The following is a 14674-nucleotide window of genomic DNA, read 5'->3' as shown; positions in this document are numbered from 1 at the left end:
TTTTATTCCCCCTTTATACTACAAATTATTTTACAATAATTAGAATACTTATCTTTTAATTCTTTATCTAAACATTCATTAGTAACCAATGCAGTAATGTCCTCTAACTTATATAATGTATAGAAATCTTCTTTTTCAATTTTGCTACAATCACACATTAAATACCTTTCCATTGAATTATTAATTATAATTCTTTGGCTTTCACCTTCTTCTTCATTAGATGTCATTATATTATTATCTGAAATACCATTAGCACCAATAAACGCCATTTTAACTCTTATTTTACTTAAAGTTTCATTGGCAAAGGCCCCAACAAATGTACTTGTTTTCTTTCTTAATCTACCACCAACTAATATGACCTCAAATTTATCATCATCTTTGAACTTTTCAAAAATATTAAGGCAATTAGTTATAATTTTTACATTTCGAGCTTCAATATAATCATACATATACTCAGTTGTTGTTCCTGGCCCTATATATATATTATCATTATCGCTTATTAAACTTGCTGCAATCTTGGCCACTTCTATTTTATGTTGAGTATTTATACTCCTCTTTTCGTTTGGCGAAAGCTCCTCGAATCTTATATATTCCTTAAGCCTTGCACCACCATGAATTCTTATTAATAATCCCTTATCTTCTAAAAATCTTAAATCTCTTCTTATTGTCATTTCAGTTGCTTCAAGCTCCTCTGTTAAATCTGCAACCTTAATAATTCCATTCTTATTTAGTTTTTCTAAAATGAACTGATGTCTTTCTTCTTTAAGCATATTTTTCACCTCCTCTGCTCGCTTTTGTTTGTATTTGTTTGGTTTTTATCTTTTTTGTTTATATTTTTATTATATACCTATTTCCTTTTTTTTCAATAAACTTATTTGCTCATATTACGCTTAATTTTGGTATTTATTAAAATTATCTCATTCTTACTCTTTATTACTGCTAATTACTTAGTTTTTCTACTTTTTTCTTTTTAATACATTAATCTCCTATTAATATCTGTTTTGAATTAATAGTTTTTTCTTTGATTATGTTTACATTTAATGTTTTTACTTATAAAATATATTTAAAGACGTCTTTTATTCTTTTTAACAAAATAGGATTTGCTATATTAATTTCTAAATTACTTAATAAATATATTTAGCTTATACACAAAAACAAACATTTTCAAACATACTCTATAAAGTTCTACCCTATTTTGAAAATTCAATTTATTTTTTAGGAGGTAACGCTTATGTTTAAAAATTTTCTCAAAATTATTTTATTAGTAATTATTTCATTTTCCTTATTGAGTTCTTTTAATAACTCTACTAAAAGTATTGCTGTCTCAGCTTACTCTACTATTTCTAAGGGTGCTGATATTGGATGGATAAGTCAGCTTCAAGATAATGGAATATCATGGGTAAATGAATCTGGAGTTACTGAAAATCCATTAAAAATACTTAAAGACCAAGGGATTGATTCTGTTAGATTAAGGGTTTTTGTTAATCCGCCTACAAGTGCTCAATGGACTAAAAATGATGGTACTACTTGTTTATTAGGCTATGCTGATAAAGATAGTGTAGTTGAAATGGCTAAACAAGCTTCTGATTTAGGGCTAAAAATAATGATTGACTTCCATTATAGCGATCATTTTGCTGATCCTGCTTATCAGGACATCCCTGAGGAATGGTCCAATCATTCATTAGAACAACTCAAGGAGGATGTATATAATCATACTTACGAGGTCATGACTTCCCTTGCTAATGCTGGTATTTATCCTGAATGGGTACAAGTTGGTAATGAAAATAATTCAGGAATGCTTTGGCCTTACGGCTATATCTGGAATGGAAGTAGCACTCCTGATGTTACTAACTGGGTATCATTCATAAATAAAGGTTATGAAGCTGTAAAAAAAGTTAGTCCATCATCAAAGGTTATTATTCATTTAGCAGAAGGTCATGAAAATGAATTATTTAGAACCATTTTTGATTCCTTAACTACTGCTGGAGCTAACTATGATGTTATTGGTATGTCTTATTATCCTTATTGGGCCGATATGGATTATAAAGATAGTATTGATGAATTATCTTATAACTTAAACGATATGGCTTTTCGTTATAATAAGGAAGTTATGGTTTGTGAAGTTGGTGGGTTAGATAGTGATGAAACTGAAAGTTATAACCTAATTAAAGCTGTTATTAATGCTGTTATGGAGGTTCCTAACAATAAAGGTTTAGGTGTCTTTTATTGGGAACCAGCAGTTACCTCCTCTGTTCTTCCAGATGAATATCCTTTAGGTGCTTGCAAAGAAATTTCTACTAATACTCTTAAATTTACAACAGCATTAGATGCCTTTAAGACTATTAATAGTTCTTTTCCTAATACTGATACCAATTATAAGATAGTAAATAGATTAAGTGGAAAAGCCTTAAATGTTTCTGGAGGCTCTCTTGATAATGGAAGCACTATAGAACAATACACTTATTACGGTTGGGATAGTCAAAAATGGAAGCTAATTTCTACGGGAGATGGTTATTATAAAATTCAAAATGTCGGAAGCGGAAAAGTTTTAGATATATCATCTTCTTCATTGTATGATGGTGCATCCTGTATCCAATGGCAAGATAATAATGGATATAACCAACAATGGAAATTTAATAGCACATGGGACTCTTATTATACACTGGAAAATAGAAATAGTAATAAAATACTAGGATTGCAATATGATTCTCGTGAAGAATTAATTCCAACAATTCAAACTACTAATACCGAAGCTTGGTCTCATATGTGGATATTAGTAGAGGTAGATTAAATTTACCTAATATAGATAAATCAAAAATCATATGTGTTTTTAATAATCTCACATATGATTTTTTGTTTTACTTTTGGCAATTAAATATATTCCTAATTGGAATATATCCATTTTACAAATTGAATTGCTTACTTTCCCATAATAATCTTAAAATTATATAAAAGAATATTATTGAAAGGAGCCATAAAATGAATTACGACTTAAAATTTAATGATAAGAAATATACTGTAGAAACAATAACTTTAGATGAGAAAACATTAAAATATCGTGCATTTGAAAACATAATATATGTTGAAAATCCAGTAGATACTAACTTTCAAAAACTAAGCATATTTGTACCTGAAACTTATTATGAAGGAAATTCAATAGGAAACTATAATTTAAAAACTGCAGCAATCTTTTTTCCAAATACAGAATGAAATATAAAGTATTCTTTTTTTGCTCTTATATCAATGGTCTTAAAATAATAAAAGTAGATATACTTATTATTAAAAATACATATATCTACTTTTATCATAATTCATCTTTGTATACCTTATATCTCTAAATTTACATTATAAAAAATACACCTTCTAATAATATATCTGTAATACTCCTTAGAAATTATATAATTTAATTTTATCTACCAAAAATAGGTTCATTAGAATTTCTATTATACAATTTAATAAATCCCATTAACGAAGTAATATTTGCTACAACTCCAAATATATTTGCAACTACTAAAATTTGTTTAGGTAAAAGTAATAACTCCCTTTCAAGCCCATCCCCACTATTTATTAAATCTTCTAATTCACTGCAACTAATATTATAAAGTACTCCCCTTTGTATAACATAAATTTCTGCTGCAATTACCGCATCTACATCAGGATTTTCTATTTTGCCTATTCTTTTATCATATTTACTTCTTATTAAATTAATACTTTTTAATGTAGCTCTTAACAAAAAATAATCACCATAAAATCTCATTATAAAGCAAGCTGCTTGTAAAGATAATCTATCTATATGCTTTTTATCACATTTAAAAGTATTTATAACAAAACTAGCTTTATATGTTGCCACTCCTACAATTATATTCAATTCATATAATATCACTGAAAGTATAGATGCTTGCTTTATTAAAGCTTCTGGCTCCAGCGACCTATTTATCTCCCCTTTTTTACATCTTTCATTCAATTCATTATATCTACTAAAATCTATATAAGAAATTAATATACTTGCAATTAAAGCTAGGTATTGTCCTTCAACTAATAATATATTTGGATTACTACCTACTTCCCCTTTATCACAACTTAATTTTATACTTTGTAATACACCATAAAAAAGAAATATTGTTGATATCATATATATTAAAATTACCTTTACTTGTAGATTTAATAATGATAATTGAAATTCATCACTCTTAGATATATTCTTAATATCCTCTTTACCCTTGTTATTTTTTGATTTCTTACACCCCATATATAGTTTACCCCATATTTCTTGCCATACATAAAGCTTCACAAACTAAAATATCAAATTAAAAATTCTCTTATATAAAATTTGTACACTTTGAGAGGTTATAAAAAGTGCTAGACCTAAAATCTCATCTAACACTCTGATACTTACAATATTAATTATTCAAATAAACTACTAATATCCTAAATTCTCTTTGTATTATATGTAAACACTTAATAGTTAGTTACATCTTTCAAATTCAAAAATACCACCACTAACTTATTAGTAGTCATATTACGAACCTATTAAATAATTTAATAGAGGCATCAAAAGTTATTTTGATGTCTCTTATTCACTATTATTTATATTCTTCTATTTTAAACTTCTCTAAATCTACTTCAGTAAATTTAGCTCTCTTAAATTTATCTTTTAATTCATAAGGTACAGTACAATCAAATATAGTTTTACATGCTATTCCCCTATCTCTAATAGTCCAACTATATTCTGGACTTTGTGAAGGGTCTAAAGGATGACATCTTACTCCTGGAATAAATATTGTATCAATATCCCCTTGATATCTAGTATTTAATGCCCATAAAACATCATTACTATCAAATGGATCTACATCTTCATCAACTAATATTACAGTTTTTAATTCTGAAAATGCTGATAATGCCAATAATGCCGCTTGTCTTTCTCTACCTTGATCACTAGCCATACTCTTTTTAATTTGTAATATAGCCATATATTTTCCACCACCTGCTGGATGAGCATATACATTTACAAGTCTACCTGGCATTGCTTTTTCAACCATTTGAATTATACTTGCTTCTGTTGGAATACCAGCCATATTAACATGCTCTTCACTTGGTCCTATACAAGTTTGCATTATTGGATTTTTTCTATGAGTTATAGCTTTTACTCTAATTACAGGTAATTCTTTAGCAGCTTCACCTGTGTAACCTGGAAACTCTGGCATTGCCTTTCCAGTGTTTGTATTCATATCCTCTCTTACCCTCTTATTAGGTACTAACTCACCTTCAATTACATATTCAGCTCTTGCAATTGCAGCTTCATCAACAGTTAAACATTTTACCATTTCAACTGGTTTCTTTCTTATTGCTCCAGCTATAGATAATTCATTAAATCCAATTGGTGTAGTTGGTGGTTCAAAACATGATGCTATTTCAATTGCAGGATCAACACCTATACTAATAGATATTGGTAAAGGTTCTCCACTTTCCTCAGCCTTTTTTCTAAATGCATCTAAATGTCTTACCCCAGGTGTAAAGAACATTGATAATTCATCCTTACCTTGTAAACATAAACGATGAATTGTAACATCACCGTCTCCAGTTTCAGGATCTCTTGCATAACACATTCCTAAAGTTATATATGGTCCAGCATCCTCTTCTGTATTAGTAGGTGCAGGTAATATTTTTCTTATATCAAAACCTTCATCTGTTGCATAATGTACAACCTCTTGGCACGGTGCATTTTCATTTTCTATTATAATTGGATTTATTGGATTCTTTACTGCTTCATTCAATAAAAACCCTAACTTTTTAGGTTCACAACCTAAAAGCATACCAACTCTTTCCCTACTAGCTAAAAGACCGATTATAACTTTAGAGTCTTTATGACCTTTAATATTATTAAAAATCATAGCCGGCCCTATCTTTGTTGGTCTCTTTACAGTTCCTCCAGCACCAACATATCTATATACCCCTGCAAGTTCCCCATGTGGATTTACTTCAACATCACTTTTTACTAATTGTCCTTTAATATATTTTAAGTATTCAATAGCACTTCTTAAATCATTAATTTCTACTTTATTCATACTCATTTACCTTCCATCTTAAATCATTTCTTATATTTATATTAAATTGATCTAATATTTTCATAATATGATGATTTATAATATCATCTAAAGATTTAGGATTTGAATAGAAACCTGGCATTGGTGGCACTATTCTAACCCCTAACTTTGAAAGTTTTAGCATATTTTCTAAATGTATTGAACTTAAGGGTGTTTCTCTAGGTGAAATAACTAATTTTCTCCCTTCTTTAATCATTACATCTGCAGCTCTATCTATTAATGTAGTTGAAAACCCATTACTTATACTGCTTAGTGTCTTCATACTACAAGGAAGAATAATCATTCCATCTGTTAAAAAAGAACCACTCGCAACACAAGCTCCTAAATCATCATTATTATGTACAAAGTCAGCTAAACCATAAACATAATCTAATGAATAATGCGTTTCAACTTCTAAATTATTAATTGCCCATTTACTCATTATTAAGTGAGTTTTTATTTCTTCTATGCCTTTTAAATATTCAAGTAACCTAACTGCATATACAGTGCCAGTTGCTCCAGTAACTCCTATAACTAAATTCATTTTTTCACCTCATTTAATTAGTAGTAACTTTAAAAAGTTCCACCTTTAATTCTTGAAAAATTTTATTACAACATTCATAGACATCTTCTATCTGATCTTTTGATATATTATCTATATGTATCCCACAGCTCACAGATATATTTCCATTAAAATTATCTTTTATACTGTTTATGAAAACCTCTCCAATAATATAATCCTTATGATTTTTCAAAGAAATTGTTTTTATTCCCTCTTCTTTTGAATATACAGATATTGTTCCAACATGAGGCTTATCCCCGCCTGTTACTACTGCACATAAATCATCCCCTACGAATATTGCCTCTAATTTTATATTTATATTTTTATAACAACGTTCTATTTTCATCATATAATTTTCCCTATTTCTCAAAGTTTTTTTAAAGTTACTACTATATACTCAAATTATATTTAACATTCTCTTCATGAACAATTCTTTAATTAATATACATTTATTCCATTATGGAATAAATTCTAAATATATGTATATTCCTTAATAATCATCATGATATAATATTAATATATTTCAGAAATGACGGTGATAAACTTATGAATATAGAAAGCTTAAAATACTTCTTAAGTGTAGAAAAATATAGTAGTTTTTCTTTGGCTGCTGAAGAATTATGTATATCTCAATCTTCATTATCTAAGCATATAAAAAAATTAGAAAGTGAACTTAATTGTCTACTTTTTGAAAGATGTACTCGCCATGTTAAGTTAACAGATGCAGGAATTTCATTGAAAAAATATGCTATAAATATAGTTAGTAATTATGATGAACTAATACTTGATTTAAATAAATTTACCTCTTCATTCCCTAAATTATCTATTGGATACATTCCGGTAATAAATCAATATAATATTGCAAATCTTATTGGAAGTTTTAAAAATAAAGTTATTGATTTGCAACTTACCTTCCATGAAGGTGAGCATGCTGATATATTAAATTTATTATTATCTCAAAAAATAGACTTTGCATTTTTAAGAAGTGATACATTAGATTATTCAAATTTAGATATTACACCTTTAGCTCAAGATGAACTTGTGTTAATTGTTCCTAAATCTCATCCACTTTCAAAAAGGAAATATGTTTCTATTTCTGAATTATCAAATGAAAGTTTTATTTCTTTAGGACCGAATTCTGGTGTTTATGATTTTTTTGTAAGTGAATGTATGAAAGCTTCATTTGAACCTAATATTGTTTGCTTTAATAGTAGGATAGAAAATATTATAGGTCTTGTTTCTGCTGGCATGGGAATTTCTCCACTTATGAGAAAATCTGTAGAATGTTTTGATAAGAAAAGTATTTCTGTTGTTTTGTTAAAGGAAAAAATACATAGTAATTTATGTTTGGTTCATTTAAAGGATAAGAAGTTATCTAAAATTGAAAAAAAGTTTAAAGACTATTTGAGCAAATAATGAATTAATATATCATGCTCACTAATTCCTCCCCCGATAGCTATAACTTCAGTATCCAAAACACAATGTAAGTTATATAGTTGAGCTGCTAATTGATATATAAATTTATCCAATACCTCTATAGCTTCCTTTTTTGAATAAAATACTCAATTCTTTCTTCAATCTTAATCATTCTATAATTAAGTAAAACTATTGATTAGTTTATAAGATAAAAAATGAGAGCTCCTTCCATTTTAAAAGAGCTCTCATTTTAATTATTATTACTATTTTAATGCATTTTTAATATCTTCAACAATTAACTCTTCTGTTAAATGATATCTTTCATATAATTCTTCCATTGATACTCTATCTGTAAATTCTTTTGTAGCACCAAAATTTAATACCTTCATATCTTTATCACCATAGAATCTAGAAATTTTTTCTCCGAAACCACCATCAAGAACTCCATCTTCTAAAGTAATTACTAATTTGTGATTTTCTAATAAATTCACTAACATTTCCTTATCAATGCCTGTAATAAATCTAGGATTTATTAATGTTGCATTTATTCCAGTATCCACCTTCAACTTTTCTTGAACCTTTCTTCCAAGGTCATGGAATGATCCAAGTCCAATAATTGCAACTTCATTTCCTTGTATAGTTTTTTCATAAACATTTAAATCACCAAAATTAGGTTCAACCCTTACTCCAGTTGATATAACATTCCCATTTGGTACACGTATAGCTACTGGATGATCTTTTTGTTCTATACCCCATTCAATCATTGCAAGATACTCTTCTTTATTTGTAGGTGCAAGATATACTATATTAGGTATATTAGATATTAATGGTATATCGAATATACCTAAATGTGTAACATCTCCACCAGTTATTCCTGCCCAAGAAACCATAATAAGTGCAGGATTATTATTTATTGCAAGGTCTTGTGATAATTGATCATAAGTTCTTTGAACAAATGAACTTAAAATTGATACTACTGGCTTTCCACCTTGTGAAGCTATTCCTGATGCAAGGGCTATTGCATGTTCTTCTGCTATCCCAACATCTACATATTGTTCCTTAAGACTTTCTTCTTGTCTGAAATAATTTAATCCAGCTGGCCCTGGAGTTGCTGCTGTTATTGCTACAATTTTTTTATCTTCTTTAGCTTTTTCAACTAAAAATTTTCCTAAAATGTCTGTGTAACCTTCTGGAAATTCAATTTTATTTGATTCTTTATTTTCTAAATCAAATGGCATTACCCAATGAAAAGCTTCTTTATTCTTTTCCGCGTCTTCAAATCCTTTACCTTTAATTGTATTGATATGAACTACTACTGGATGATTAGTATCCTTAACTTTATTAAATGCTTCTATAAGCTTTTCAAGATTATTTCCTTCTTCTACATAAAAATATTCAAATCCTAGAGACTTAAAGAAATTATCTTCTGCAGTTCCATTAGTTGCTCTAAGTTTTGCTAAGTTTTTATATAATCCACCATGGTTTTCTGCAATTGACATGTCATTATCATTTACTACTATTATTATATTTTTTCCTGATTCTGCAGCATTGTTTAAACCTTCATAAGCTTCCCCACCACTTAAAGAACCATCGCCAATTACAGCTATAATATTTTCATTTTGGCCTTTAACATCTCTAGCTTTAGCTAATCCACATGCTAAACTAATTGAGGTTGAAGTATGACCTACAGTAAAGAAATCATGCTCACTTTCATGTTGTGATGTATATCCTGTAATATCGCCAAACTTTTCTGGATTAATAAAACTTTCCTTTCTTCCAGTTAAAATTTTATGTGGATATGATTGATGCGAAACATCATATACTATTTTATCTACTGGTGAATTGAAAACATAATGCATTGCAATAGTTGCTTCAACCATCCCTAAATTTGGCCCAAAGTGGCCACCTGTTTTACTTACTTTCTTTATTAATACATCTCTTATTTCTTGAGCTAATATATTTAATTCCTCTCCACTAAGTACTTTTAAATCTTTTGGTTCATTTACTTTATTTAAAATATTGTTACTCATAATATTTCCTCCATTACCTTTAACATTTTCTCCTAATATGTCTATCTTAAATCCTGGAGTTAACTTCAAGTCAATACTTTTTTACATATTTAAATCTATATTTATATAAATTTATTAAAATCAGCTCTACTTACAACCTTCAACTATCTATTAACTTATAAAAATAATAAGACTAAATTATATTAATTCCAATATAATTTAGTCTCATTGTTTTATATTACAATAAAATTTTAATTTTATATATCAAGCGCAGCATGATGACCTTCATATACTGCTTTAGTTATAGTAGATGCTTTTACACAATCTCCAATTTGAGCAACATATGGTGCACAATCAATTAACTCATCAACCATATTTCTTCTTGGTCTTTGTCCAAGTGCACATATTACAGAAGTTCCATGAATCATAACTTCATTTCCATCCTTATCTTCACAAATAACACCTTCACTTGTTACACGTAAAGCCTTATATTCTGTATGAACATTAATTCCTTGTTTTTTAATCTCTTCTAATAATAATGGCCTATGTCTAATATTAGCATCTGGAGCAAGTTCAGCTCTCATTTCTACTAACTGTACAGTTTTACCTTCTTGTGCAAGGTGAATTGCTGCTTCTGTTCCTGCTAATCCTCCACCAATTACTACAACTGAATCAGAAACTTTTTCTGACTCTAAGTAGTAACTATTGACCACAACTACATTATCTCCATCTAATCCTGGAATTGGTGGTACTATTGCTTCAGAACCTACTGCAATAATTAATGCATCAACATTTTCATTTTCAACATACTCTTTAGTAACTTTTGTGTTTAATCTTATTTCAACTCCTAAGTCTTTTGCTAATTTACCAAAAGTATTCCCTAACTCATACATTTCATATTTAAATGGTAATGCTTGTTCACCTTTTAGTATTCCACCTAACTCATTAGTCATTTCACAAAGTATTACTTTATGACCACGTTTCGCAGCTGTAATTGCAGCTTGTAATCCACCTGGTCCTCCACCTGCTATTAAAACTTTTTTAGGATTTAATACTGGAGTAACTTCCATTCCATCCATTTCTCTACCTATTAATGGATTAACTGTACATCTTCTTGTAGATGTTGCAGCTCTTTCTGCCATACAAGTAAAGCATCTTAAACATTTTACTATATCTTCATCCTTGTTACTCATAACTTTTCTTGGTAACTCATGATCAACTAATAGTGCACGTGCCATTTCAACAACATCAGCTTTTCCACTAGCGATTATTTCCTCCATCATCTTTGGATCATTTAACGCACCAATAGTTGCTACTGGAATACTTACATGCTTCTTAATTTCTGCTGCAAGATAAACATTACATCCATGATCTAAAAACATTGAAGGATGTGTAATACCAAATCCTCTTTGATAAGTACCTGCAGATACATGAAGTAAATCTATCTTTGATTCTAATTCTTTTGCTATTTCAATACCATCTTCTAATGTGTATCCACCTTCAAATAATTCTGAACCACTTAATCTAAACTCTATTGGGAATCCTGGGCCAACAGCTTTACGAACACTATCTAAAACTTCTTTTGCAAAACGAACTCTATTTTCTAAACTTCCACCGTATTTATCAGTTCTTTTATTGAAGTAAGGTGATAAGAATTGATTAATTAACCATCCGTGCCCACCATGAACCATAACCATTTCAAATCCGGCTCTTTTAGCTAGTCCTGCAACTTCTCCATATGATTTTACAATATCATCTATTATTTCTTGAGTTAATTCTTTTACTTCTAATCCATCTGGACGAACACTTGGACTAACTCCCCATTGTGCCATTCCTTGCTTTTTATTCTTATCAACTAAATAAGTTCCTGCATATTGTCCTGAGTGAGATAATTCTACACTTGGAATAGCTCCATGTCTACGAATAGCATCTGCTGTATATGTGAAACTAGCTAGCGAATCTACTATTTTTAAATCTAAGTGATATGCATGTGAACCATCTGTTTCAGGATGAACCATACATTCACTAATTGTAACTGCACCAGCTCCTCCCTTTGCTCTTAATTCATAAAACTTAGTTGATTTTGGTCCTATTGTACAATCTGCTGTTATATCAGTACCTCCCATAGGTGCTGAAAACATTCTATTTCTAAAAGTTACATTTCCAATCTTAATTGGGCTACATAAATTTGGATATTTTCTTTCCATTTCTTCTTCTCCTTATTAATTAAGCATTTATACTTTTTTTATTATTTACTTTAAGTGTTTCTTTATTATTTATATATCTATAAGCAAATGTTAATAATAAACCTACTATTGCAATTACAATTGCTATAACAAATGCTCTTTGATAACTTCCATCTGTTGCATATACATTTTTTAATACCGTTGGCCCGACATAACCTGCAAATGCAAATCCAATAAACATAATTCCATAGTTAACACTATTATTCTTTACACCAAATTGGTCCACAGTGAACCCTGGGAAAACTCCCATAAACGCTCCAAAACATACTCCTATAATTGAAATTCCAACATAGAATAATGCTACATCCCCTTCACCTGATAAAAGCAAACATACTAATCCAGTAATAGAAATAATAAATGCAAGTGATAAAGTATTTATTCTTCCAATTTTATCTGATATATAACCAGCAATAATACGCCCTGCAGTATTAAACAATGCTAAAACTGAAACTACTATAGCTGCTGCCGCTGCTGTCATACCAATCATATTTTGAGCAATTGCAGATGCTAACGAAGTACACATCAATCCATAAAACGCTCCACAAGTTAATAAAATAATCATTACATAGAATATTGGTGTTGAAATCATTCCCTTCCAGTCCTTATCAATATTCTTAGCAACTCCCCCTTTAGCAACAGGTGCAGTCCATCCTTCTGGAATAAAATCTGCAGGACATTTTTCAATAAAGAATGATGAAATACATACAATTAATAAAAATACAATTCCTATAATCTTAAATGCTGAAGTTATTCCAAAATTCCCTGTTAAAGAATTTGCTATTGGAGGTATTATTACTGAACTAAGTCCATAAGCTGCAGTTGTAACTCCTCCCACTAGCCCTCTTTTGTCTGGGAAAAATTTAACAGAGTTACTTATTGTACATCCATAAACCATTCCAACTCCAAGTCCAGTTATTATTCCATAACATACTATCAGCATAGGTAAGCTATTTGAAAAACCAGATAATATCATTCCTATTCCAAACAGTAACCCACCAAAGAAAATAACCTTTTTAGGTCCAAATTTATCATTTATTCTACCGCCTGTAATCATTGTAATTGGCCCAACTGAATTAGTTACAGTGAATACAATCGCTAAAGTTCCAGCTGTATAAGTTGCTCCTGTAATACCATTTAAATATTCTGCCATAGGTGTTGCAAATACACTCCATGCATAAATTGATCCAATGCATAGATTAATAAAGCAACTTGCCACCAATATAATCCACCTTTTTTTCGTTAAATTCATTACTTTTCTCTCCTAACTACTTGTTAAATTATTAACTATTTACAGCATTATATTATCATAAAAATTTTTACATGTAAACACAAACATATAAATATTTATATGTTTGTGTTTATATATTGTTACTATATATCTATAAATTTGATATTAAATTATATCATCACTCTTTCTGCTACATTGTAAATTTGTTCATTCATGTTATAATTAATTGATAAATAAGGAAGAGGTGCATTTAAATGAGAACCCTTAAATTTGCAATTTTAGGATTGTTAAATAGACGTCCTATGACTGGTTATGATATAGGAAAAGAATTTAATTTTCAGTTAGCTGAATTCTGGAGTGCAAAACATAGTCAAATTTATCCTGAACTTAAAAAGCTAGTTGATGAAGGTCTTATAGTTTTTGATATTGAAATAAGTGGTGATGTACTAGAAAAAAAGCTTTATAGCATTACTGAAAAAGGTAAAAAAGAATTTTTAGATTGGCTAAAAAAAGATCAACCTATGGAATCTACTCCAAAAAATATTTTCAGACTTAGAATGTATTTTTCTAATAATTTAGATGTTAATACTAGAATTTCTCTATTAGAACATCAACTTGAGCAACATAATGATAGACTTGAATTTTTATATAGTCAAATAGTTCGTTATAACGGTGTTCCACCAATTGATAGTAATGATTTTGGCGATTATATTGTTTTAGAAAGTGCCATTATAAGAGAAAAAGGATCTATTGAATGGCTAAATAAATGTATTGGCTATTGTAAAAACTAAGTTATATACATTATAAATCATAATAATTAAATTAATAATTATTATGATTTATAAATGCTAAAAGCAGTATATTAATATCCTTTTATGATTTTTATATACTGCTTTTTTATCTACTCTTAAAATACTTATTTTCTTATAAAATAACACTTAATTAAAGCTTTTATAAATAACTCTCTATAATATTAGGTATATTAAAATTCCTTATTAATTATTTCTGTTGCTGCTGATGCAATACTTGGATATTGTTTAGATAACAATTTTAAATAATCTAATTCACTTATAGTTTCTTTATTAACTCTCTCTAAATCATTGACCATTCTATTCTCCCTTTAGATTTAT

At 28.9% G+C, this 14674-nt stretch carries 13 protein-coding genes; 4 read left to right on the top strand and 9 right to left on the bottom strand.

The window, feature by feature from the left end; translation table 11 throughout:
- Nucleotides 1-2: 2 nt before the first annotated feature.
- Nucleotides 3-770 carry a DeoR/GlpR family DNA-binding transcription regulator gene (locus I4V63_RS07245; RefSeq protein WP_196000628.1) on the bottom strand — a complete coding sequence of 256 codons (768 nt, stop codon included), beginning with the start codon at nt 768-770 and terminating at the stop codon, nt 3-5.
- Between the two features lie 461 nt (nt 771-1231).
- On the opposite strand from I4V63_RS07245, the gene I4V63_RS07240 reads away from it, so the two are divergent.
- On the top strand, nt 1232-2791 hold the full coding sequence (locus I4V63_RS07240; protein WP_196000627.1) for a glycosyl hydrolase 53 family protein: 1560 nt from the start codon (nt 1232-1234) through the stop codon (nt 2789-2791).
- 188 nt (nt 2792-2979) lie between these two features.
- The gene (locus tag I4V63_RS07235; protein WP_196000626.1) at nt 2980-3210 is read left to right on the top strand and encodes a hypothetical protein; all 231 of its coding nucleotides are present in this window, start codon (nt 2980-2982) and stop codon (nt 3208-3210) included.
- 199 nt (nt 3211-3409) lie between these two features.
- Here I4V63_RS07235 and I4V63_RS07230 read toward each other — a convergent pair whose 3' ends face one another.
- The 4 genes from I4V63_RS07230 to I4V63_RS07215 form a co-directional block, all read right to left on the bottom strand.
- The gene (locus tag I4V63_RS07230) at nt 3410-4249 is read right to left on the bottom strand and encodes a hypothetical protein (protein WP_196000625.1); all 840 of its coding nucleotides are present in this window, start codon (nt 4247-4249) and stop codon (nt 3410-3412) included.
- 334 nt (nt 4250-4583) lie between these two features.
- On the bottom strand, nt 4584-6065 hold the full coding sequence (locus tag I4V63_RS07225; RefSeq protein WP_196000624.1) for a UbiD family decarboxylase: 1482 nt from the start codon (nt 6063-6065) through the stop codon (nt 4584-4586).
- Nucleotides 6058-6627: a UbiX family flavin prenyltransferase gene (locus I4V63_RS07220; RefSeq protein ID WP_196000623.1), complete on the bottom strand. Its 570-nt coding sequence runs from the start codon at nt 6625-6627 to the stop codon at nt 6058-6060. The genes I4V63_RS07225 and I4V63_RS07220 overlap by 8 nt, the downstream gene beginning before the upstream one ends.
- Nucleotides 6628-6640: 13 nt before the next feature.
- Nucleotides 6641-6994, bottom strand: a complete 354-nt coding sequence (locus tag I4V63_RS07215; RefSeq protein WP_196000622.1) for a hypothetical protein — start codon at nt 6992-6994, stop codon at nt 6641-6643.
- A gap of 197 nt (nt 6995-7191) precedes the next feature.
- On the opposite strand from I4V63_RS07215, the gene I4V63_RS07210 reads away from it, so the two are divergent.
- Nucleotides 7192-8061, top strand: a complete 870-nt coding sequence (locus I4V63_RS07210) for a LysR family transcriptional regulator (protein WP_196000621.1) — start codon at nt 7192-7194, stop codon at nt 8059-8061.
- Nucleotides 8062-8324: 263 nt separating this feature from the next.
- On the opposite strand, the gene I4V63_RS07205 is transcribed toward I4V63_RS07210, so the two are convergent.
- The 3 genes from I4V63_RS07205 to I4V63_RS07195 form a co-directional block, all read right to left on the bottom strand.
- Nucleotides 8325-10091, bottom strand: coding sequence for a 1-deoxy-D-xylulose-5-phosphate synthase (locus tag I4V63_RS07205; protein WP_196000620.1), 1767 nt, complete (start codon nt 10089-10091; stop codon nt 8325-8327).
- Nucleotides 10092-10327: 236 nt separating this feature from the next.
- Nucleotides 10328-12277, bottom strand: a complete 1950-nt coding sequence (locus I4V63_RS07200; protein WP_196000619.1) for an FAD-dependent oxidoreductase — start codon at nt 12275-12277, stop codon at nt 10328-10330.
- A 19-nt stretch (nt 12278-12296) separates the two neighbouring features.
- Nucleotides 12297-13565 carry an OFA family MFS transporter gene (locus tag I4V63_RS07195; protein ID WP_196000618.1) on the bottom strand — a complete coding sequence of 423 codons (1269 nt, stop codon included), beginning with the start codon at nt 13563-13565 and terminating at the stop codon, nt 12297-12299.
- A gap of 233 nt (nt 13566-13798) precedes the next feature.
- On the opposite strand from I4V63_RS07195, the gene I4V63_RS07190 reads away from it, so the two are divergent.
- A complete protein-coding gene (locus I4V63_RS07190; protein WP_196000617.1) occupies nt 13799-14335 on the top strand; it encodes a PadR family transcriptional regulator in 537 nt (178 codons plus the stop codon).
- Between the two features lie 191 nt (nt 14336-14526).
- On the opposite strand, the gene I4V63_RS15800 is transcribed toward I4V63_RS07190, so the two are convergent.
- Nucleotides 14527-14652 carry a hypothetical protein gene (locus I4V63_RS15800; RefSeq protein WP_279325750.1) on the bottom strand — a complete coding sequence of 42 codons (126 nt, stop codon included), beginning with the start codon at nt 14650-14652 and terminating at the stop codon, nt 14527-14529.
- Nucleotides 14653-14674 lie beyond the last annotated feature (22 nt).

This window comes from Clostridium sp. 1001271B_151109_B4 (assembly GCF_015670405.1).
GTDB lineage: Bacteria > Bacillota > Clostridia > Clostridiales > Clostridiaceae > Clostridium.
The sequence above is the reverse complement of the archived record's forward strand: the minus strand, read 5'-3'. Positions and strand labels throughout refer to the sequence as shown.